The organism is Sutcliffiella halmapala (genome assembly GCF_050107295.1).
Taxonomy (GTDB): domain Bacteria; phylum Bacillota; class Bacilli; order Bacillales; family Bacillaceae_I; genus Sutcliffiella_A; species Sutcliffiella_A halmapala_A.
On the sequence record NZ_JBNIKR010000001.1, the window covers coordinates 585742 to 608264 of the forward strand.

The window sequence follows — 22523 nt, forward strand, 5'->3', positions numbered from 1 at the left end:
GAGAAGCTATGAAGCTTGCAGCATCTTCTTATGGGTTAACAGATCCAAATTCGTTTAGTCATCGGAAGTACTGGGCACTGGCATTCCCACTTATTATTTCAGGCATTTCCACTCCGATAATAGGGGCGGTTGATACGGCTGTTGTCGGGAGATTACCCGATCCGTCCGCTATTGGAGGAGTGGCAATTGGTGCTGTCATATTTAATACGATGTACTGGCTGTTGGGATTTCTCCGCGTGAGTACAAGTGGATTTACAGCACAGGCAATCGGTGCGAATAATGAAAAGGAAACGATGCTCTCCTTATTGCGGCCAATGTTAATTGCCCTTATTTTCGGTTTGTTCTTTATTATGTTTCAAAAGCCTATTTTACAAGTCGCCCTATCTCTTTTTGGAGGTGGGGAGGCCGTTACCTCCTTTGCAGCAAGCTACTTTACCATCCGGATTTGGGGTGCTCCCTTTATTCTATTAAGCTATGTGTTCATTGGCTGGCTGATGGGAAAGGGGAAAGTCGGACTGACCCTGGCTACGCAAATAACCATGAATCTATTAAATATCCTCTTAAGCATACTTTTCGTAATAGGATTCGAAATGGGGGTAGAAGGGGTTGCCTATGCCACGCTGATAGCGGAGGTCAGTGCTGTTCTATTCGGAGGATGGTTCATTTATCGAACAAACAGGGGCCGTGTGTCACCTATTACATGGCGGATGGTGGTCGAGTCGCAGCCGCTAATAAGAATGTTAAGAATCAATCGGGACTTATTTCTGCGGACCGTCTGTTTGCTTATCATGACCGGGATATTTACTGCACAGGGTGCTAAAATGGGCGAGGTAACGTTGGCAGCTAACGCGATACTGCTGCAGATTCACTATATAATGGCCTATCTGATCGGTGGGTTTGCCAATGCATCCAGTATTATCGTCGGCAAGTCGATAGGTGGTAATAATCCCTTTCTTTTTAAACGTGCCTGCCAATTATCAGCACAATGGGGCTTCTGCACCGCCGTTCTCTTATCCATGGGAATGCTCTTATTCGGCGAAGTAGCGGTAAAAGTATTTACTACGATTGATGAAGTAAGAGGTACAGTGAATGACTATTTGCTGTGGATGGTGATTTTTCCGATTGCCGGATTCTGGGGGTTACAATTGGAAGGGATTTTCTCAGGAGCTACTGATGCAAAATCGATCAGGGATTCGATCAGCTTCGCATTGATACTATTTTTAGTAGCTATTTGGGTGCTTGTACCAGCTTTTCAAAACCACGGTGTATGGGTGGCATTTCTATTATTCAGTTTGGCACGCTCCATATTTTTATCGTTATATATTCCACAATTGAAGCGATTAAGTTTTTCGCTAAGCAAATAGTTTATAGATGAAGACCGGGCGGTTTATGCCCGGTTTTTCTTATTTTAAGAAACCGCTTTACATATTTTTATGGAATTCCGAAAAAATATATTGATATTATCTGAAAATAAGCATAGTATTAATTAATGAAAGCGGTTTCTGTGAACATGATGTTCGATTTAATTATATTTTTTTATAATTTATGTAAACCGGTTTCGATGAATTTTTATATGGATATTATATTACTTTTTAACAGCATGAATCTGCGTAGAAAACCAATTTTAGGGTGTTGTATTTAATAACAGAAATTTTTAGTGGGGAGGTAGTGGATAACAGAAGGTGAAGGGGATTTTTTACTTAAATGTGAATCATTATTATTTAATCAATTGAGGGGGATTTGAAAATGAAAAGACTAAAAAAATGGCTTGGTTTGGGGTTGTCAGCAGCATTGCTAACCTTTTCATTGGCTGCATGCAGTGGAGACGACTCGTCGACAGAAACAAATGGGAAAGTAAACTTGAACTTCTGGGTTTTTGGAAGTGCTGGATATGATGTTTTAGTAGAAGAATATATGGAAGATAATCCGGATGTAAATATTAAAGTCAATTTTACAGAAATGGGAGATTTGCATAACAATCTGTTTACTTCTATTGCTGCGGGAAGTGGCGCCCCGGATTTAACGATGATTGAAGTTAGTCAGATTTCCAAGTTTTTAGATGCGAAGGATAGCTTTTACAATCTAAATGATTATGGGGCAAAGGATGTACAGGGAAACTACCTGGATTGGGTTTGGAACAATGCACAAACACCAGATGGTGAATTCATGCTTGGTCTCCCTACTGATATTGGGCCGACGACCATGTATTATCGTACAGATGTATTTGAAGAGGCTGGATTGCCGACTGATCCGCAAGAGGTTGCTGCCTTAGCGGATACGTGGGAAGAGTTTCATCAATTAGCAAAAACGATAAAAGAAAAAACAGGAAAAAATATCGTCGATGGCCCGGAATTACTGTTCAACGCTGTGCGTGACCAGGCGCCAGAACAGTATTTCAATGAAAAAGATGAATTGATTATTGAAGATTCTCCATACGTAAAAGAAGCTTATGATTTTACAACAAAACTTATTCAAGAAGGGTTAGTTGGCCAGAATGCCCTTTGGTCTCCTGAGTGGGGCGGTGCGATGGCCGAAGGAAGCTATGGTACCTTGCTTGCTCCATCGTGGATGGTAGCTGTTATCAAAGGGAATGCTCCAGATGCAGGTGGAAACTGGAGTGTAACAACAATGCCGGAAGGAGCAGGAAACTGGGGCGGATCCTTTATTGCGATTCCAAAAGAAACAAAGCACCCCAAAGAAGCTTACGAGTTTATTGAATGGCTGACAGCGCCTGAGCAGCAGCTGAAATCATTCTCCAATAACGGGTTATTCCCATCTGCTCCATCCGTATACACACAGGATGAGTTTACAAGTTTTACAGATGAATATTTCAACGATCTTCCAACTGCCAATATTTTTGCAGAAGCTGCAGAATCAGTGAAACCTGTCTACATGGGCAAATATTATCCAATTGTAAATGCTGAGCTTATCACTGCATTAACGAATGTGGCTGTAAACAAAGCGGATCCGCAAAAGGAATGGGATGAAGCAATTAAAAGAATTGAAGCCCAGCTAGAAAGGCAGTAATTGTCAGAAAAAGGCTACCTAGGCAATAATCTGCCTAGGTAGTCCATATTAATGAAAGGAGAGGATGAAGATGGCAATACTTCAAACAGAGCCGGTACATGAAAAACTCCCGCCTCCAAAAAGAAAATTAACAGAGAAGACAAAAGATGCGATATCTGCTTACTTATATATCTCCCCCTTTTTTATACTTTTTGCCATATTTGGCTTATTTCCAATTTTATTCAGTTTTTATCTAGGTTTTCAACGTTGGAATGGATTTGGGGAAATGGAATTTGTCGGGCTGCGCAACTTTGAGCTCGTTCTGGGAGACGCTTTATTTTGGAAGTCTTTAGCTAATACAATCATGATCGGGGTTCTTGGAACAGTGCCGCAATTGATTGTTGCCATTTTATTGGCATTCGCTTTGAATTCAGCTGTTGTACGTTTCAAAAACCTGTTCCGTGTTTCTATATTTTTGCCGTATGTAACCTCCACGGTTGCAGTAGCGATTGTTTTTGGAATTATGTTCAATAATCAAGACTTTGGCTTAGTGAATATTATCGTTGGGTGGTTCGGAATAGATCCTGTTTCCTGGGGGACTACGGAATGGGGAGTAAAAATAGCGATTGCAACGATGATTTTTTGGCGCTGGGTCGGCTATAACACGATCATCTATTTGGCAGGATTGCAAAGTATCCCTAATGATTTGTATGAAGCGGCAAAAATAGATGGAGCTACCGTTTATCAGCAAATTCGCTATATTACCGTTCCGATGCTGAAGCCGGTGATTATATTCACCGTTTTTTTATCAACGATCGGATCCTTGCAAATATTCGCTGAACCACTCGTTTTCTTAGGAAGAACATTCAGGGAAGAGGGAATGACTGTTGTTCTGTATTTATGGAGAGAAGCTTTTGTAAATATGGCTTTTGGTCCAGCATCGGCAACCGCACTGATTTTGTTCGTCATTATTATTATCTTCTCTTCCATTAACATGCTCATTGCAAACAGAATTGGTAAATAGGAGGTGGATGTGATGAAAAGGTTCTCAATGTCAAAACTATTTCTATATTTTCTTTTATTTGCATCGGCCATCCTTTCGGTATTTCCGTTTTATTGGATGTTTGTCATGGCAACCAACCATAATAGTGCCATTAATAAAGTTCCGCCTGCTATTGTTCCAGGAAGTGAGCTCGTCACAAATTTTACGAACGTCTTGGCGAACATCGACTTTTTTGGCGCAATCCTGAATACGCTGATAGTCGCTTCTGTTACAACAATCGGCGTGTTGTTCCTTTGCTCCTTAGCAGGCTTTGCCTTTGCGAAATTTCATTTTAAAGGGAAGAATGTCCTGTTTATGGCAATACTTGTCACGATGATGATCCCGCCGCAATTAGGATTGATTCCTACTTATTATATTATTACAAAACTGGGCTGGCTGAACGATCTGAAAGCGTTAATCGTCCCGGGACTGATTGATGCATTCGGAATCTTCTGGATGAGACAATACATTAAAAGTGCTGTTCCTGATGATTTATTAGAAGCTGCCAAAATAGATGGTTGTTCTAATTTCAGAACCTATTGGAACATTGTAGTCCCGGTAATTCTGCCTGCCTTTGCGACCTTGGCTATTATTAAATTCATGTATATGTGGAATGACTTTTTATGGCCGCTTGTCGTTCTGCGCGAAGAATCGTCCCATACCATTCAAATTGCGATCCGTACGCTTATTGACAACTATGTTCGAGACAATGGTATGATTATCTCTGGAACATTCTGGGCAACAGTGCCTCTTGTCATTGTATTTTTATTGTTTAATAGAATGTTCATATCGAGCTTGACACAGGGAGCTGTGAAAAGTTAATCAATAAGGAAGAAGATAAGAGGGATATCCATGAATTTAACGATACGAGATATTGCAAAGATGGCGGGGGTTTCTCCTGCCACTGTTTCAAAAATAATGAACAACTATCAAGGTGTCAATGAACAAACAAAACGAAAAGTCCTTGATATCATTGAAAATACCGGTTATCAGCCAACGTATTCTGCAAAGGCGTTGGCAACGAAAAAATCGAACTTGATCGGCCTGATCTATGCCGGAAAAATAAACGTTGATTTTAATCACCCATTTTTCAATGAAGTGGTAACTGCCTTCAAAAAAGCGGTTGGATCGCTTGGATATGACATCCTTATTTTTTCCAATGAAAAATTTCAGCAGGACAATGGGAGCTACTTGGCGAGATGCCGGCACTTCCATGTGGATGGCTGTCTAATCATTGCAGGGGAAGAAATTGAATCTGCTGTTCATGAGCTGGTTCAAAGTGAAATTCCGTGCGTTGGGGTTGATATACCGATTACTGGACCCAATTCCAGCTATGTGATGACAGATAATACGAAGGTTTCGGCCAAAGTCATAGAATACTTTTATTTACAATCCATTAGAGATATAGCTTATATTGGCGGTAAAAAAGATTCTGTCATAGCAGAATTAAGAAGAGAAGGCTTTCTCCAATCTATGAAACAGTTTGGGTTGCCTGTAAAAGAAGAGTGGATCCAATATGGGACCTTTTACGAAGAGAGCGGCTATGAAGCCATGAAAAGTATTCTGCAATCGGATTCTCTTCCAAAAGCTGTCTTTGCAGCATCAGACATGATGGCATTAGGAGCATTAAGAGCGATTAGAGAAACGGATGCTACTGTACCAAACGATATAAGATTAATCGGCTGTGATGATATTGAAGCGTGTCGCTATAGTGACCCGCAACTATCCACAGTAAGACAGGATAAAGAGAAAATCGGGAAATTGGCAGCCTATATGCTGAATGATTTAATCAATGGACTTGCAGGAATAAAGTCTGCACTTGTAGAACCGGAATTAGTTATTAGGAAATCGTAGCTACAAGCTCAGAAAGATATTGGGAGGGGGTAAAGAATGATAGATACGGCGAGGAACAATTTTTATCGAGTGCTGGAAATATTTACAGCTTTTCTTATGTTAAACATCGTTTGGTTGTTATTTTGTCTGCTCATTATCCCAATCTATCCAGCTACTGTAGCTATGTTTGGTGTGGTAAGAAAATGGAAGACGGAAGGAATCGACTACGGTTCTGTAAAGCCATTCCTGAAGATGTTGAAAGAGAATTGGCAGAAAAACTTTCTTGTAGGTGCAATTTGGAGTTTGATCGGTATGGTGTTGTTAATAGATTTCTATATTTTAATTCAGATACAATTTGAAGGGAAACTACTTTTCATGTCCCTGCTTTTGTTCTGTGGAATGATATATCTGTTTACTACCATCCATCTCTTTCCCGTTTTAGCAAACTATGAATTACCGATAAAAGCGGTCTTTAAGAATAGTTTACTTCTTTCTATAGGAAGGATGGGAACCACCCTTCTTTGCTCAATCACCATAGCAACTATGATAGTCGCAGTTTATTTCGTACCACTTCTTTTCCTGGTTTCGGGAAGTCTTCTTGCTTTTCTCACGTACTCCATGTGCAGCAAGTCTTTTGAAATTGAAATGAATACTTAAGATGACAATCGTATAAGTAAAACGGAGGTAATGTAAATGGCAATCATTCAATTCCCCGCTGAGATGAAATGGGGAACAGCAACTGCTTCCTATCAAATTGAAGGTGCTTATAATGAAGGTGGAAGAGGCCCATCCATCTGGGATACCTTCTCCAAAACGCCTGGTAATATAGTTAATGGTGATAACGGGGATGTAGCCTGCGACAGCTATCATCGGTATAAAGAGGATATTCAAATTATGAAGGATCTTGGCATCGATATGTACCGGTTTTCGGTTTCGTGGCCAAGAATTTTCCCGAATGGTACAGGGGAAGTGAATCAGGAAGGGCTGAATTTCTATCACCGCTTTGTAGATGAGCTGTTAGCCAATGACATTGAACCGATGTGTACGCTTTACCATTGGGACTTGCCACAGGCGTTGCAAGATAATGGCGGCTGGGATAACCGTGCAACTATCGAAGCCTTTGAAGCCTATGCAGAAGTAATGTTCAAAGAGTTCAACGGTAAAATAAAGCATTGGATTACCTTCAATGAACCTTGGTGTGTGTCTTTTCTATCAAACTATATTGGGGTCCATGCACCTGGAAATCGTGACTTGCAGCTGGCGGTCAATGTCGCGCATCATCTTCATGTTGCACATGGAAGAGCAGTCAAACTTTTTAGGGAGCTTGCGACGGAAGGGCAGATAGGTTATGCGCCTAATGTGGAATGGAACGAACCTTATTCAAAAAGCCAAAAAGATATTGATGCGTGCAGAAGAGCTGGTGGCTGGTTTATTGAATGGTTCTTTGATCCCGTTTTTAAAGGGACCTATCCGGATTTTATGGTTGAGTGGCTGGAGAAAAAAGGTGTGCATGTCAATATAGAAGAGGGCGATATGGATATTATTAATCAGCCGATTGATTTCTTGGGAATCAACTACTATACCGGAAGTGTAGGCCGTTTTAAAGAAAATGAGGGGTTATTTGATCATGAAAGAGTCGATCAAGGCTATCAAAAGACTGATATTGGATGGAATGTGTATCCGGAAGGGTTTTACAAAGTCCTGACGTATATCGGTGAAAAATACGGGGCGATTCCTATTTATATTACGGAAAATGGTTCCTGCTATAATGAGGGGCCTGTAGATGGCCGTGTGAAAGATGAAGGAAGAATAGACTATTTGAAACAGCATCTTGTCGCTTTGAATAGAAGTATAGAGAACGGCGTCAATATTAAAGGCTACCTTACTTGGTCCCTTTTAGATAATTTTGAATGGGCGGAAGGGTATAGCATGCATTTCGGTATTGTCCATGTAGACTACCGGACATTGGAGAGAACAAAGAAAGACAGCTTCTATTGGTATAAACAAACGATCGATAAAAATTGGTTTGAGGTATAAGAATTGGGATTGGGGCAGGTAGAAAAAAATTTTCTACTTGCTTATTTAATAGAAGGAAAAGAAAGTGGATTTTGATATTTTTGGAGGAGGCTGTAAGGATGGGGAAATTGGCAGGTAAAATAGCACTGGTAACTGGTGGTTCGAGGGGTCTTGGGAAAACAATAAGTGCTGCTTTGGCCGAAGCTGGAGCTACTGTCATAGTCAATTATGCCAATAATTCTATGCATGCGGAGGAAACGGTTCGAAATATCAGAGCGTCTGGAGGAAAAGCTGTTGCCATTCAAGCAGACATCACGAATGAGAAGATGGTGAGGAAGCTTATTCAGAAAGCGGAAGAATTTAGCGGAAATACAATCGATATATTGGTGAACAATGCAACCGGCCCACAGCCTGAGCTCTCTATTGAGGAAAGTACATGGGATGATTATTTGGATCAGTTGGCATTTTTCGTCAAAGCTCCACTCCTTCTCACAAAAGCAGTGCTACCAGGGATGAAGAAAAAGAAAGAAGGTAGAATTATCAATATTGGAAGCGAAGTTGTCCAAATCGGGAATCCGAACTTCTCCAGCTATGTAACAGCAAAATCCTCCCAGCTTGGAATGACCAGATCTTGGGCAAGCGAGCTAGGGCCTCATGGGATTACAGTAAACCTTATCCATCCTGGGTTTATCCCAGTGGAAAGACATGAAGGTATCGATCCTAGAGACTATGTTAAAAGAGTACCGCTCCAAAGAATCGGCCTACCACAGGATATCGGGTCAGCAGTCCTCTTTTTAGCATCCCAAGATTCTAGCTTCATCACAGGCCAAACCCTCTCCGTAAATGGAGGCAACACATATGGAATATAAAAAGAGGATAATGATGGAGTTATAAATCAGAATATGTTTATGATTATTTTGTTTCTGTAATTCGTTATAGTGTATGGTGTGCCTATGTGAGATTTGGCAAAAAAATAAAGTTAATTATTTCTCCAAATCAAATTAAAGTGTTTACAAGAGTAATATTTAGCGAACATTCATTTTATAAAACTATACACCAGGAAAACACTCCATTTTTATCTTTTGCAAAATGGAGTGTTTTCCTGTGTTATTAAGTAAGGTTCGTTACGGTTCTTTAATCTAACTATATTTCAAAGCTTTAGATGAATATGTTAAAAACATCTTCGGATTCTCCAGATATTTCTTTATTCTATATAAAAGGTTTGGTTAATTTGTAACATTCTTATTTTTGTTTTCAGTCTATTACGATAAGCTACCTTTCAATATCATCAACATTTGTTGCATTTCTTGACATATCTTCATCAAGAATGATGGTATCCTTTGGTAAGGAAGGGGCAAAGTATGGAGGATGTTGTTCGGAATGCTTACTCTTTTCTTGGTTGTGATATTGGTTCTTTTCCTTATGTTCTCGTTGGCTTGACATGACCATCACCTCATATTTATTAGCTTTCATTATAATTTCTCCATTTTGTTTCTTTCTATGTAAAAAATATACCCAAATTACAAAAGAGATTATGAACAATCAGGTGTGATAGCTTTTGAATGGAACTGAATAAAGTCAGTTATTTATGGGACTGCAAGGTAGTATAGAAGAGTCAAAGGATAGAGTTACGTATTGATGACCGTTTAAAACAAAGTTCGATTATATAAAATAAAGTTTGAGCAAATATAATAAAGATTGATAAAAATCTTGTTGTATCTTCATCAACAGGATTTTTTCTTATTCGGCCATTTAATGGAGTATAGGGAAGCAATGTTTTGTGGGGAAGTCGAAGTTGTTTTATCGAATAGCAACTACGGTATCGAATTTTTGAAACTATTTGAATATGATGGCATTCACGAAATAAGGTTCGCGAATATTCCAATAGTAGAGGGTTTACGAAATGTTGTTCATTAACAAGATGATATATGACATACAAGAAAACCCAATTTCACAAAGGTGTTTTTTGAAAGAAAGGAATTTGTAACTTTTTAATAGAATAATTATGAAGATGATCAGATAATAGATTTTTACACATAAGGAGATAAAACTATGGAAAAAAACAAATTACTAAGAATGGATAATGTCGGCATTGTTGTAGAATCCCTTGATGACGCAATCTCTTTCTTCGAGGAGATTGGCTTGAACCTCGAAGGGCGAGCCACTGTCGAAGGTGAATGGGCTGGTCGCGTAACCGGATTGGGTTCTCAGTGCGTAGAGATTGCGATGATGGTTACCCCAGATGGCCACAGCAGACTTGAACTTTCGCGATTTCTCACCCCGCCTACTATATCAGATCACCGGACTGCGCCTGTAAACGCCCTCGGTTATCTACGCGTCATGTTCACCGTTGAAGACATTGACGAAATGGTATCCAGACTCACTAAGTATGGTGCTCAGCTCGTTGGCGAAGTGGTTCAGTACGAGGACTCGTATCGGCTCTGCTACATTCGTGGAATCGAAGGACTTCTAATCGGTTTGGCGGAACAACTCGGTAACAAATAAGTAAGTGACGTTTAATAAAAGCCTTTACTGAAAAATACATTACTGAAGTAAGAATATTTGAAGAAAATTCTTATTCAATAAATGGGCACTTCAATAGAGTAATGAAAGAGAGCTCAATTTCTCTGTATTAATATAAAAGAATTGGGGCTCTTTATATTGGAAATTCTTTAGGAATTCTAGATGGCTTTGGAATTAAACTGTTTGACTATTGGAGATTTCTATTATAGGGTCTATAATCAATTAACATTCTAGAAAAAGAGGTGCCTATATAAATTATGTTTAAGTACACCGTTTGTTTTGTAAAGAAAAAAAATAAAATACTAATGCTTAATCGGGAAAAAGCTCCCATTATGGGTGTTTGGAACGGAGTAGGGGGTAAAATTGAGAAAGATGAATCACCTGATATAGGTGCATTACGTGAGGTGTTTGAGGAAACAGGCATAAAATTAGAATCCTTTTTTTCTAAAGGTACTGTAACTTGGGAAACTATAAATGGGGAACTGGATAGAATATATGTTTATTTGTATGAAGTTGATGATAATTTTACATATGACACACCACTAAAGACACGTGAAGGTATTCTGGAATGGAAGTCTATTGATTGGATACTTAATCCTCAAAATCTTGGAATCGCGGATATGATTGCTCAATATTTACCTGTCCTTTTGAGTAAAGAAGGAAGCCACTCATTCAATTACAAAGATAGTCTTACATTTATTTCATAAGTATTTCTATTTGAGTATTGGGGTCTTTAAGAGAGCGTATTTACAAATATTGGAGATCGGAAAAAGATTGGAGATAAGAAAATGATACAATCTGTTGTTCATATAGCTCTAGTTGTGAAAGACTATGATGAGGCTATAGAATTTTATACGAAGAAGCTTCACTTTACTCTTATTGAAGATACATATCAACCCGAACAAGATAAGCGGTGGGTAGTTGTGTCGCCACCAGGTTCTTCAGGAACCACAATATTACTTGCAAGAGCATCTAATAAAGAGCAAGAGTATTTTATTGGTAACCAAACAGGCGGAAGAGTTTTTCTTTTTTTAGGTACGGATGATTTTTGGAGAGATTATAATGAAATGATTTCTAAAGGGATCGAGTTTGTAAGAGAACCTAAAGATCAAGAATATGGTAGAGTTGCAGTGTTTAAGGACTTATACGGGAATTTATGGGATTTAATTCAGTTTAATGAAAATCATCCCTTTGCAAAACGAATAAAATAAATGTTCATAACAGATTAAGTATAAATGTTATTAAATTTGTGTGTGTAAGGCTGTTTACAATAAAAACTTTTTTTCTTTCATTATTTTGGTTTTCAATAGTTATTCTAGAATCGGGAGCTTTTCTGTAACAAGCAAAGTGCTTTATTTATGTAAAAGCCCTATTCTTTAATAAGGATTGATCCAATATTAGGCAGCTAGTGTAATAATCAAATATAAGGTCAAAATATTTCGTAAAAAAACAAACATCCTGCATCTCTGTAATGCAGGATGTTTGTTTAGAATAAACTAAATTCTTCTCTTAGAAGATTTTTAACTACTTCATTACCAGTTAATTCTAATCTTATTATGTCTGCTTCACCACTTACATATAGTGAGAATTTTATGAATGGACAACATTGATTTTCGTAAAAAATCCATTCAGCAATTTTCAATAATAACGAGGATTGATTGGGATATAAAAACGCAAAACCACTTGGAATTTCTTCAATAGACAAATCAGCCGTTAATTCTCTTCGGAGTTGATTATAACGGCTTCTTTCTTCGGGATTAAATGCTAACAGGTTGCAAGCCACCGCTGATGTACTATCACATTGACACTTAGACATATTATCAAAGCCTCCTTTTCAAGTTGTTTAAAGTGTAATACTTAAAGTAAACTTTAAGTCAAGGGGTGATAATGATGGTTTCTTTTCTTTCGATTGGGGAGATAGCCAAAAAAGCTGACATTAGTGCTTCGGCTCTTCGGTATTACGAATCAATTGGCATGTTACCAGTTCCTAAAAGAATTAGTGGAAAAAGATGTTATACCATTGATGTATTGAACCAATTAAATTTTATAAGAATTGCTCAATTTACTGGTTTTAGTAATCAAGAAATTACATTTCTTTTAGAGGGTTTTGATAATCAGGCTCCTCCATCAGAACGATGGCAACAAATGGCTAATACAAAGTGTTTGGAATTAGAGGAAAAAAAGAGGCAAATTGATACCATGATCAATATTTTAAACAATGGCTTAGAGTGTGAATGTTTGAACTGGTCAGAGTGCTTTACAAAAGTGAATTCAAAATAACTTTGTAGTTAAATAGTACACGATAAGAAAACACCAGATACATATGATTGGTTGGATGCAGCAATATGTTATCTGGTTGGAGTGTCAGTGATGTTGTGTGGACCTCGTAATTAACGTCTTATAAGCTAATAGGATCACGCGAAATATTCCATAAAAGGAAATTTAACAACAAATATAAGTACATTGATCCCATGGAGGATTAATGTACTTTTTTGTTGAATTACATTGACAGAAATTTAAATATCTTCAAGTAATAGTTGCGGGAGGGTTATTAGTGCTAAGATTTGTTGATGACTTAGCAGGAGCTTTATATGATGTTATTAAATTCATCATAAAGTCCATTGGTTATTTATTTGCCGGAGGGATTATCGTTGCAATTCCAATGTATTTGATTGTTTGGTTGTTCGGTATGTTTCAGTAATAAAATTCAATTAACTGGAGTTTTCCAGGAATATGGATTGCTTCAACTTTTATGGAATTAGGATTGAGTTATAAGTTCCGAAATAATTTTTAAAAAAATTCAGACTTCTGGAGTTGACATTATGAACATCAGGAACGTAATATTCGAAGATGAACATACGATTAAAGGATGGTTAAAAAATCCACAAGACTGTGAGTACGTAACAGGTATTCGAGATTATTCATCAGACATGTTTAATAGGTGGTACGAAGAACATGATCAATTTGGGTATATCTTTGAAGAAGACTCTAAAAACATTGCATATGGGGAGATATGGGTAGATAAGGAAGAAGAAGATATAGAACTTGCACATATAATTGTTGACCCTTCTTTTCGAAATAAAGGAATAGGCAAACGATTTATTCAAGAACTACTAGAAAAGTGTAAGGCCTATCCTTATGATTGGGTCTATATGAGAATAGAGCCTAGAAATGCACAAGCTATTAAATGCTATAAGGGAGTTGGATTTGTTGAAGAACCTAGTTTAAGATCCGCGTATAATAGTAGATGGATTTGGATGAAAAAAAAGAATAAAAGAGATTTAGAAAAAGAATGAAAGATACGCTGATGAACAATCGGTGCTTTTAAGTAATAAAAGGTTATCAAACATAAATTAAAACGTTCTTCCGCAATCGGGCAGGATTGTGGAATAAGGTTTATGTATTTTTATGGATGGGGGTGGGGTTAAGTGAAAGCAAACAAACCAAACATTATATATATTGTGTTAGGAGTTGGTCTTTTAATTTTCCTTACATTATGGGTCCTTTCAGAAAAGAAAAACGATGCTTATGAAAAGTTTCTTTCTGACGGATTGGTTGATCAAATGGTTCGAATATCAAGTTTACCAAATTATAATTTAGGAATATTACAAGATATATTTGAGAGTGGTAAAATTTCCAATTCACAAGCAGATGAGTTGGAACAAGGATTTAATAACTTAGCTTTCGATATACAAGATGTTAGTTATATGGGGAATTCTATAGGTCGTTTGCAATTTTCTAGTGATGTCGTTGTATCTGTAAACAATGATTATAGTGAATTTTTTTTGAAATTAGACTTTGAGAACGAAGAAATACAATTAACGGAAGAACAAATTTTTATACTTGAAAAAATGATAAAATTAATGAAAAAATACAAAGCAGCTGTTAATGAAACATTAAAATCCACACCAAAAGAAGCAGACAAAGGTTTACCATTAGATTTTTTCGATATTTATGAAGAAAAAGGAATTGCAGATGATTACTGGATAGACCTGTTACAAAAATATGAAAGTGAAACAGATGTAAGTTTTCGTTTGAATTAAAGACTCTTCTACAATCTGGAGCGATAATTGAAGAATGGAACTCCAAAATATCGGAGTTCCATTCTTTATTTAAATATTCAACTTTAACAAAGAATTATATATAGATGCTTTGAAAGTAGGTTCTAATAATTTTGCTCCTGATCCGCACTTTCTGTAGGAAAGCTAACTCCCATCGACTTTAAAGCATTCTTTGCTTGTTTTAAATACAATTCTGCCTGATCTTGCCACTGGATTAACAATCTCATCTTTGGTCTATATGGAGCTTCGGCATTATTCTCCATTACTTGAAGCCACTCGCGAACTCCCTTATCTTGCTTTTCTGCATTCACGATACAGGTTGCCATAGTTACAATGATGGTATTCTGCTGTTCTCCACCGACAAGCCTCCTGGCTGATCCAACCGAGGTGACTCGATGGTAGGAGGCTGGAACCAGATGGTTATGCATCTCGTTATTGCCTTTCAAATCCTGGGTCTCTGGAATATGATAGAGTTCACTACTTATCGAGCATAGCATTTCTTCGGCATATAGACTTTGTTGTAATAGGCCCAAAATTGGTTCCCAGCCGTTTCCCCTAAAGTAATATGGATACAAAGTTAACACTCCTTATAAATAAATTAGTACACCTATTTCATCAATATGTGGTTATTCATGTAAACATGATAAGAAGAAATCAGCCAGAGAGAATGTCCCTCTGGCTTTGTTTTATATTTCCGATGATGATTCCTCCTAAAATAAGAACAACACCAAACCATTGTAATGTAGCTATTTCTTCTGATAGGACTAGTGCCGACATGATAATGGCAACGGGAAGCTCAGACGCTGTAAGGATCGTGCCAAGTCCTGGTCCGACATGAGGCATCCCGATTGAAAATAATAGCGGGGGAAACACCACACCGAATATACCGAGAATCAATCCGTAAGGCATTACACCTGTAAGGGTCGAAATATCAAGTAGGAATACGGGTGGAAATAATAAAAAAGTGACAATCATTCCCCCGGTTGAAAGGAGGGCACTTTTTTGAATAGCAGGAACATGCTTACCGATGATGCTGCTCAAAAAAATGAAAAAGGAGAACGTCACTGCAGAAAGCATTCCCCATACCGCACCTTGCAAGGATACAGCTTGTATATTTTCTACAAAAAGTCCAGCTGCCAAAATAGACCCGGCAAGGAGAATCGCAATCGAAACCACTTTTCCTGCTGATGGCCTTCTTTTATAAACGATCCATTCGATCAAGGAGCCGATCCAGATGAATTGAAATAAAAAAATGATGGCCAATGAAGCATCGAGTGTCTGTAGAGATTGATAGTAAAGCAGACCGGTTAAACCCATTGGGATTCCGGCTACCAGTATGGTCCCGGCTTGTCTGAAACCAATTTTGGTCTTCTTGGCGAACAAAACCACCAGCCAAATAATCAAGGTACCAAACAGCACTTGACTACCCGTAACCTCCACCATCGAAAACCCCGCCGAATAGGCAAGTTTAACAAACGTAGATAATATCCCAAGGCAGCAGCCTCCAATAAATACAAATAATGCATAATGCCAAGTCTTCATCATAAATCCCCTCTTTCCTATACTAGAAAAACAAAAAGCCACACGACTGTCCTAAGACAGTCGTGTGGCGAAAATAGAGTTACCTCTAGAAAAATCCACAGTAAAGATTTTATTATTGAGTTTCTAAATGAAATTATAATAGATGAGAGTTTGATTTTCAATAGAGAATCCGATGCCTGCCATTTCCATTCCACTAAAGGGCGATAGCCAGAATGATAGCCGGGTATAATCTCCTTCAAATTTATTCCATTGTTTAAATATGCGGGATACAGGTTATTAGAGACATAGAGTATTAGTTGGACTCAGCGTGAATAGTTTACTGATACTTCCTCATAAAAAGAGAAGGAGTGATTGTTTTGAACGAAACGAACCATAGTTTTCAATCAGCAATAAGCTCATTGATCGAAGCAATACCAAATGTCATTATCGCCTTATTGCTGTTACTGCTGGCCTGGATAGTGGCTACAGTAGTAAAGGGCATCTTCGTCAAGCTTTCTAAAAAAGCTGGATTGCACAGAACAATGGCAAGATCTAAACTGGTCAAAAGCGAAGGACAGGGAAAGAAGATAATCGATTCTCTGGGGAAAGTTATATACTTCCTGGTATTCATCCTCTTCTTGCCTAGTATTTTCGATGCATTGAATATGAGAAGCGTGTCTCAGCCTATTACAGATATGGTCCAAAAATTCCTGGCATTCCTTCCAAATCTATTTGCTGCAGCCATCATAATAGCAATCGGGTATTTTGTTGCCCGTCTAGTTAGAGACCTAGTATATAATCTTCTACTTAGCCTGAATATAGATCACTGGTTTGACCGTTTGGGCCAAGGCAATAGCATGAGAGTGCAGCCTTCCAATCCTCAAGGTGCCACTAATCTACAAGCAGAAGCTCAGAATAATAAAGGTACATTAGCGAAAATTATTGCAAATATTGTATTCGTGGTCATTTTAATTCCAATCGTTACGATTGCATTGGAAACATTGAACATTGAAACTATTTCTGGTCCTATTGTATCGGTATTGAATACAATCCTGAACATGATTCCAAATATTATTGTAGCAATTATTCTATTACTGGTAGGCTACTATTTGGCGAAATTTGTTTCCGAGCTGCTGGTAAGCCTGTTAAAACGTACAGGAATCAGCAATATCTACCAGTCTATGGGAATGAAAGATCAATCCAAGCCAAGCTTTGATTTGGCAGCGGTAATTGGACAAATTGTAAAGATATTAATTATCGTTTTCTTTACTGTAGAAGCATTAAATGTTTTACATCTTGAAGTGCTGAAGAATATCGGAAATGCAATCATCCTTTACCTGCCAATGGTAATCAGTGCATTAATCATTATCGGATTGGCATTAGTGGGAGGAAATTTCCTGCAAAACCTAATTGCCAAGTATACAAATAGCAGATTCACCGGGGCGCTTGTGAAATACATTCTTATTGTATTTGCTGTATTCATGGCACTATCTCAACTTGGCTTTGCAGTTACAATCGTGAATATCGGCTTCTTGCTAATCCTGGGCGGCTTATCAATCGCTTTTGCCATCTCCTTTGGAATTGGCGGAAGAGAGTTCGCAAAGCGCAACTTGGAAAGATTTGAAAATAAGATTTTAAAAGATCAAAAGACGCCAAGTACATCAAACACACCAAATCGTTCGAACACCTTCAACAATGACGATTTTAATGGACCAAAAATATAATTTTTTTTGAATGGCACAGAGCTTTTATGCTCTGGGCTTTTTGGTGTAAATATGCTGGGTATAAAGACAAATTTTAGTATAGAATTAGTTAAATCCGAACGTTAATTTAGATGTTATTTAAAAATATTCGCATTTATGTTGATTATCCATAATTCGTTTGTTATATTAGGAAAGTAGTAAAATTAAATATTTTTACTCGTATATACTTGGTAATATGGTCTGAGTGTCTCTACCCGGTTCCCATTGAAGAACTGGACTACGATGTAAAGTATATGGCAGGTCGGCTTATTTGCTGATTCTTACTTTTGTTGCAGGGCTATATATCTGCGCCATTATTTATACTTGAACTCGTAGGTGTAGAGGGTAGATATTATTCTATTTTCTAGACCTTCTTCTTTTGACCAAATCAACAAGAAAATACTACTTAGGAGAGATCACGCATGAAAAACATCATGGTAAGAAAATTCGTTTCATTAACATTGATTGCGGTACTGTTGGTATCGGTATTTGCAGGCTGCAGTTCTACGACCCAATCAGCAGGTAAGGAAAAGGAAACGCAAAGGCCAATCATGGTTCAAGGGCCAATGCCAATTGAAGCAGAAAAATTTGCAGATAGACTTGAAAACGTGAAAGAAGAAAAATCAGGATCGTTTGTATTTTACATAGGGACTTTAGATAACTACCCGGTCATCGTTGCAAAAACGGGTAAAGGGATGGAAAATACAGCAGCAGCTACTGCAGTTGCTATTGAGAGATACAATCCGATTGCCATCATCAATCAAGGAACATCAGGCGGACATGATCCGGACCTGAACGTATTTGATATTGTCTTAGGAGAAAAAACGACCAACCTAGGCTCATTAAAGACAGCCGATAAGGATGAAAACCAAGGGATTGATCCAACTGTATGGAAACCGATGGACTTGATGGCTTCTGAAGGAAGCGCAGGCGAAGACCCTAATGCCGAAAAGATTCGTTATTATGAGGGAGACAAAGAGTTGCTCGCAGCTGCCAATGCAGTAATCGATACCTATAAAGAGGGGAAAATTGTTCAGGGGACAATCGGTTCTGCAGATGTCTGGAATAATGAAGTGGATCGAATTAAATGGTTCCATGAAAAATACGGCACATCCGTAGAAGAAATGGAAGGTGCCGCAGCAGCACAAATCGCCGGAGCGTATGATATAGCATTTTTAGGCATACGAATCCTATCCAATAACAAAGTCAACGGCGGCAAGTACAACCCGGAAACAGCAGCAGCCAACCAGGGATATGTATATGAAGTGGTGAAAGAATATATCTCCACTTTGCAATAAGAAAGATTAAGTATGATAGATTTAGAATGAACTTTTCTGGTGAAAGGTCCCCCATTTCTGTACGATGAAATGGGGGCCTTTTTAGGTTGTAGATGAGAATTTATCACCCAAGTGAAAGTATCCATGAAAACGAACGTCTAATAGGTATATGCGTTTTACGGGGGAGAAGGAATGAGAGAAGAAAACGAGATAACAGATTGGTTCAGGGAATATCACAATGACATTTATAATTTCCTAATCTATTATACAGGCGGGATGGATGTGGAGGATCTTGTGCAAGAGACCTTCGTGAAGGCTGTACGAAATATACATAAGTTTAAAGGGAATTCGAATCCCAGAACCTGGCTGATCAGTATTGCAAGGAATGTGGCAATTGATGAAAGCCGAAAGAGAAGGAAAGAAGAGACGAAAAGAAATCGACTTCTGCAATTAAGTCTGTCAGCAAAGGGTTCGGATTCGCCGGAAGAAATTGTGGGATTAAGCGAAACGAAGGCGGAACTCTATGTGGCGATAAGGACGTTAAAGCAAAGCTATTATGATGTACTCATGTTCAGAGGAATCAACGAACTATCTGTGCAAGAGACTGCCCAAGCTTTGCAGTGGAGTGAAAATAAAGTGAATCTTAGCTACCATAGGGCTTTAAGGGCGCTGGAGAAAAAGATGGGAGGGCGAAAAATATGAAGGATTCTAGACTCCATGATGAACTTCAATCTTTTCCAAAAAATCATAGATTAAATGAAGAAAGTCTAAGCAAAATTTCTGGTAGCATTGATAAGGAATTGGCAGAGAGACAGGCGAAATATAGAAATGGTTCATTTTTCAATAAAAAAGTAATCACAACCGCATTACTACCTATAGCAATTGCAGCAATTCTACTTTGGAGCATTGGTGGTCAGGATGGGAACGTTCAAAAGCAAGCAGGAATCCATAGTGATAAGATACTGACAATTGAGAATAAAAAATATGTGAACATTCAGGAAGAGATTGGCCCCGAGGATATCTACTCGGTCTCTCAGAGCCAGAACTTGTGGGCATGGAATCCTAGAGAACCAAGGATTATACTTATGAATGTGGAAGGGGCATCTGTTGTACATTTAAAAGTTCAATCCATCGGGGAGGCTGAGATACTTCCTAAATATGAAAATTTCTATACCTATAGGCCCTACACTCCATTGGAAGTGGAAATAGGGGAAACTGTCTATGGCAATGCTGTATCTGCTGGAAATAAGACGATTTATATCCAAGGCGGGGACATAAGGATATCCAATCTATTGGATTCGTGGATCGAACATAAATTCGAAAAAATGGGCCTAACCAAACTTTCTAAAGAAGAACAGGAAACCAAATTTATTTCATATACATCTGAATACGATTATAAGATGGAGCCTGGAAAAGAATACGCGGTAATTTTAGCGAAACAACCGGCTGAGGATGAAATCTACACAGTTATTGCACGTGGATATGGGATCTTTGAAATAGAAGAGACGGATCAAGGTGAAAATATATATAGAAATGTAATAACCGGGAAAACTTTGAAGTTGGATTTTTGAATGGAAACGACGGAAGGATGATCGATTAGATTTAAAGAGTTCAACAATAGCTTATGGAAAAAGTAGCAAAACAACAGTTGAAATGGTATGAGATTTCATTTGTTTTTTTGCTGCTTTTTTATGGAACTGTCGCGCGGGTTTTGGGAGAATTATGTTAATATTTAAATATATGGTATTAAAATGACGAACGATAACATTATTGTGGGTGGCTCTTTAGTTAAGAATTGGGCAGGGATGTTTAAGAAGGAATGGTGAAAAATGTTAAATAGAATTAAAGATTTACCTGAAAAGGTGGCATTTACAATAGGCTTAAGTTTAATATTATTTGTTCCATTATTTCTATTTTTGTTGTCATTATTATTCCCACTAGGATATTGGACAGAGATGATTATTAGTCTTGTTGCTATTTTTTTATCTACCTTTTTTGTACTAAGTGCGGCTGATAAAAGACATTCAAGAATTGGGAAGAAAAAGTAAGATAGATTATTGTGAAAACCGCATCGTTTAGCATCGGATGATACCCTCACTTTGGTCAGAGCGTGATAGTGAGGGAATCAAAAGCATCGGATGATACCCTCACTCGGGTCAGAGCGGGATAGAGAGGGAAACTGGCACATATTGAAATGTTGGCTACAATGATTGCAAGACTATTAGATAATGCCCCTGTAAAAGCACAAGAGGAAGCAGCTCAAAATCCAATCATGGCAGCAATAATGGGGGGGATGAATCCACAATATGCTATTGTTTCAGGCTTAGGAGCGATGCCTGTAAATAGTGTAGGAGTTCCATGGAATGCTGGATATGTGATAGCCAGTGGCAACTTGCTCGCAGATTTTAGAGCTAATTTAAATGCAGAAAGCCAAGGTAGACTTCAAGCAGTAAGGCTATATGAACAAACAAAGGACCGTGGAGTAAAAGATATGTTATCGTTTTTGATAGCACGAGATAGAATGCATCAAAATCAATGGATGGCTGCTATCAGTGAATTAGAAGCGCAAGAAGGAGTAATTGTTCCAAGTACCTTCCCTTTTGAAAAAGAAAAAACGGAAGTTTCTCATACCTTTATTGCTTTATCGGAAGGAGAAGAAAGCAGTAAAGGAAGATGGGCTAGTGGGCCGACACCAGATGGAATATCCCAATTTAATTATCTTTCCATGCCTGGTGCTTGGGGAAACAAACCTGTATTAGCACCTGCCCCACCTGCTTTGCATAATACCCCACCCTCCGTAAAATGAAGAGAGGCAGTTACATACTGCCTCTCTTCATTTGGGAATTTACTACAATTCCTAATTAAAGGTTGCTCCATACTTGGCAAAGTGTGTAGCAGTCTTTTTCATCTTTTAACATGCCACTGTGGGTATAAGTCTGTGTACTAAAGTATATCCACAAACCAATCATTGGAAGGGAAGAAGCTCTAATCTAAGAAGGATTAATGCTTATATTTGTTGAATTTACTAAACAAAGGGTTTTGAAAGACATTGATTTTTATTTTTACGGTAAAGTATAAAGGGATAGGGGGTAAATCTCTTGGAACTTTTACTTTTAATAATGATCTTAATTTCTACATTCTTTAGTTGGAAAGATTACAGATCCCAGGTTAAGAAAGCAGAAACAGTAGAAGATGTAAGGAAAGTATTTGTACGTTTTATCCTGTCTTTCATTCTATTAATTTTAGCAATTATAGTATTTATTTTTTAAGCTAGCTGATGCGTTGTTTTAATTATTCCGTATACGGGAGTTTTTCCGGAACAAAAAATTATAGATGGGAGTGGTTTTTATCGCATATATTTTCATCGCATTTGTAGTGTTTGCAGTAGGATTTTCGATATATAAAGCAGTGAGAAAAAGAAAATTGCCAGGTAACAACTATACTCCCTTTGATGACATCACAATGGGTAAATCGGATAAAGAATGATCATTCAATTATATCG

25 protein-coding genes, 1 pseudogene and 1 riboswitch are annotated in these 22523 nt (G+C 37.9%); of the genes and pseudogenes, 22 read left to right on the top strand and 4 right to left on the bottom strand.

The genetic code is table 11. The features are described from left to right. Positions 1-8: 8 nt before the first annotated feature. From ACQCT5_RS02835 to ACQCT5_RS02870, 8 genes are all read left to right on the top strand, one after another. Entirely contained in the window at positions 9-1364 is a 1356-nt protein-coding gene (locus ACQCT5_RS02835) for an MATE family efflux transporter (protein ID WP_499638793.1), read from the top strand. 382 nt (positions 1365-1746) lie between these two features. After that, complete coding sequence (locus tag ACQCT5_RS02840) at positions 1747-3027, top strand: ABC transporter substrate-binding protein (protein ID WP_499638795.1); 1281 nt, start codon at positions 1747-1749, stop codon at positions 3025-3027. Between the two features lie 70 nt (positions 3028-3097). Continuing rightward, a complete protein-coding gene (locus ACQCT5_RS02845) occupies positions 3098-4030 on the top strand; it encodes a carbohydrate ABC transporter permease (protein ID WP_499638797.1) in 933 nt (310 codons plus the stop codon). Between the two features lie 27 nt (positions 4031-4057). Then, a complete protein-coding gene (locus tag ACQCT5_RS02850) occupies positions 4058-4870 on the top strand; it encodes a carbohydrate ABC transporter permease (protein ID WP_499639095.1) in 813 nt (270 codons plus the stop codon). Positions 4871-4885: 15 nt separating this feature from the next. Continuing rightward, positions 4886-5902 carry a LacI family DNA-binding transcriptional regulator gene (locus ACQCT5_RS02855; protein ID WP_499639096.1) on the top strand — a complete coding sequence of 339 codons (1017 nt, stop codon included), beginning with the start codon at positions 4886-4888 and terminating at the stop codon, positions 5900-5902. A 36-nt stretch (positions 5903-5938) separates the two neighbouring features. Then, on the top strand, positions 5939-6538 hold the full coding sequence (locus ACQCT5_RS02860; protein ID WP_499638799.1) for a YesL family protein: 600 nt from the start codon (positions 5939-5941) through the stop codon (positions 6536-6538). A 36-nt stretch (positions 6539-6574) separates the two neighbouring features. After that, the gene (locus ACQCT5_RS02865; RefSeq protein ID WP_499638801.1) at positions 6575-7918 is read left to right on the top strand and encodes a GH1 family beta-glucosidase; all 1344 of its coding nucleotides are present in this window, start codon (positions 6575-6577) and stop codon (positions 7916-7918) included. 98 nt (positions 7919-8016) lie between these two features. Then, the gene (locus ACQCT5_RS02870) at positions 8017-8766 is read left to right on the top strand and encodes an SDR family NAD(P)-dependent oxidoreductase (protein WP_499638803.1); all 750 of its coding nucleotides are present in this window, start codon (positions 8017-8019) and stop codon (positions 8764-8766) included. A 403-nt stretch (positions 8767-9169) separates the two neighbouring features. Here the strand turns inward: ACQCT5_RS02870 and ACQCT5_RS02875 are convergent, their stop codons facing one another. After that, complete coding sequence (locus ACQCT5_RS02875) at positions 9170-9370, bottom strand: hypothetical protein (protein WP_499638805.1); 201 nt, start codon at positions 9368-9370, stop codon at positions 9170-9172. A 579-nt stretch (positions 9371-9949) separates the two neighbouring features. Between ACQCT5_RS02875 and ACQCT5_RS02880 the strand changes: the two genes are divergently transcribed. From ACQCT5_RS02880 to ACQCT5_RS02890, 3 genes are all read left to right on the top strand, one after another. Beyond that, the gene (locus ACQCT5_RS02880) at positions 9950-10402 is read left to right on the top strand and encodes a VOC family protein (RefSeq protein WP_499638807.1); all 453 of its coding nucleotides are present in this window, start codon (positions 9950-9952) and stop codon (positions 10400-10402) included. 275 nt (positions 10403-10677) lie between these two features. Continuing rightward, positions 10678-11127, top strand: coding sequence for an NUDIX hydrolase (locus ACQCT5_RS02885; protein ID WP_499638808.1), 450 nt, complete (start codon positions 10678-10680; stop codon positions 11125-11127). Between the two features lie 81 nt (positions 11128-11208). After that, positions 11209-11631 (top strand): VOC family protein, encoded by a 423-nt coding sequence (locus ACQCT5_RS02890; RefSeq protein ID WP_499638810.1) that lies wholly within the window; start codon positions 11209-11211, stop codon positions 11629-11631. A 275-nt stretch (positions 11632-11906) separates the two neighbouring features. On the opposite strand, the gene ACQCT5_RS02895 is transcribed toward ACQCT5_RS02890, so the two are convergent. Beyond that, entirely contained in the window at positions 11907-12236 is a 330-nt protein-coding gene (locus ACQCT5_RS02895; RefSeq protein ID WP_499638812.1) for a hypothetical protein, read from the bottom strand. 71 nt (positions 12237-12307) lie between these two features. On the opposite strand from ACQCT5_RS02895, the gene ACQCT5_RS02900 reads away from it, so the two are divergent. The 4 genes from ACQCT5_RS02900 (at position 12308) to ACQCT5_RS02915 (ending at position 14463) form a co-directional block, all read left to right on the top strand. Beyond that, a complete protein-coding gene (locus ACQCT5_RS02900) occupies positions 12308-12700 on the top strand; it encodes a MerR family DNA-binding transcriptional regulator (RefSeq protein ID WP_499638814.1) in 393 nt (130 codons plus the stop codon). 274 nt (positions 12701-12974) lie between these two features. After that, positions 12975-13121: a hypothetical protein gene (locus ACQCT5_RS02905; RefSeq protein ID WP_499638816.1), complete on the top strand. Its 147-nt coding sequence runs from the start codon at positions 12975-12977 to the stop codon at positions 13119-13121. A 121-nt stretch (positions 13122-13242) separates the two neighbouring features. Then, the gene (locus tag ACQCT5_RS02910) at positions 13243-13716 is read left to right on the top strand and encodes a GNAT family N-acetyltransferase (protein ID WP_499638818.1); all 474 of its coding nucleotides are present in this window, start codon (positions 13243-13245) and stop codon (positions 13714-13716) included. Positions 13717-13848: 132 nt separating this feature from the next. After that, positions 13849-14463, top strand: coding sequence for a hypothetical protein (locus ACQCT5_RS02915; RefSeq protein WP_499638820.1), 615 nt, complete (start codon positions 13849-13851; stop codon positions 14461-14463). 122 nt (positions 14464-14585) lie between these two features. Here ACQCT5_RS02915 and ACQCT5_RS02920 read toward each other — a convergent pair whose 3' ends face one another. Together ACQCT5_RS02920 and ACQCT5_RS02925 are read right to left on the bottom strand one after the other, a co-directional pair. After that, a complete protein-coding gene (locus ACQCT5_RS02920; RefSeq protein ID WP_499638822.1) occupies positions 14586-15056 on the bottom strand; it encodes a hypothetical protein in 471 nt (156 codons plus the stop codon). A 79-nt stretch (positions 15057-15135) separates the two neighbouring features. Further along, on the bottom strand, positions 15136-16023 hold the full coding sequence (locus tag ACQCT5_RS02925; RefSeq protein WP_499639098.1) for an EamA family transporter: 888 nt from the start codon (positions 16021-16023) through the stop codon (positions 15136-15138). A 356-nt stretch (positions 16024-16379) separates the two neighbouring features. Here ACQCT5_RS02925 and ACQCT5_RS02930 point away from each other — a divergent pair, with 356 nt between their 5' ends. From ACQCT5_RS02930 to ACQCT5_RS02960, 7 genes and pseudogenes are all read left to right on the top strand, one after another. Beyond that, a complete protein-coding gene (locus ACQCT5_RS02930) occupies positions 16380-17726 on the top strand; it encodes a mechanosensitive ion channel (RefSeq protein WP_499638824.1) in 1347 nt (448 codons plus the stop codon). A 176-nt stretch (positions 17727-17902) separates the two neighbouring features. Further along, a riboswitch (purine riboswitch) is annotated at positions 17903-18005 on the top strand. Between the two features lie 161 nt (positions 18006-18166). After that, a complete protein-coding gene (locus ACQCT5_RS02935; protein ID WP_499638826.1) occupies positions 18167-19042 on the top strand; it encodes a 5'-methylthioadenosine/S-adenosylhomocysteine nucleosidase in 876 nt (291 codons plus the stop codon). Positions 19043-19213: 171 nt separating this feature from the next. Next, positions 19214-19723, top strand: a complete 510-nt coding sequence (locus tag ACQCT5_RS02940) for an RNA polymerase sigma factor (protein ID WP_499638828.1) — start codon at positions 19214-19216, stop codon at positions 19721-19723. After that, positions 19720-20592, top strand: coding sequence for a hypothetical protein (locus tag ACQCT5_RS02945; protein WP_499638830.1), 873 nt, complete (start codon positions 19720-19722; stop codon positions 20590-20592). Before ACQCT5_RS02940 ends, ACQCT5_RS02945 begins: the two co-directional genes overlap by 4 nt. Positions 20593-20850: 258 nt before the next feature. Further along, the gene (locus tag ACQCT5_RS02950) at positions 20851-21069 is read left to right on the top strand and encodes a hypothetical protein (RefSeq protein WP_499638831.1); all 219 of its coding nucleotides are present in this window, start codon (positions 20851-20853) and stop codon (positions 21067-21069) included. Positions 21070-21197: 128 nt separating this feature from the next. After that, positions 21198-21827, top strand: a pseudogene (locus ACQCT5_RS02955) (manganese catalase family protein); the annotation flags it as partial. A gap of 527 nt (positions 21828-22354) precedes the next feature. After that, on the top strand, positions 22355-22507 hold the full coding sequence (locus ACQCT5_RS02960) for a DUF3951 domain-containing protein (RefSeq protein ID WP_499638833.1): 153 nt from the start codon (positions 22355-22357) through the stop codon (positions 22505-22507). Positions 22508-22523 lie beyond the last annotated feature (16 nt).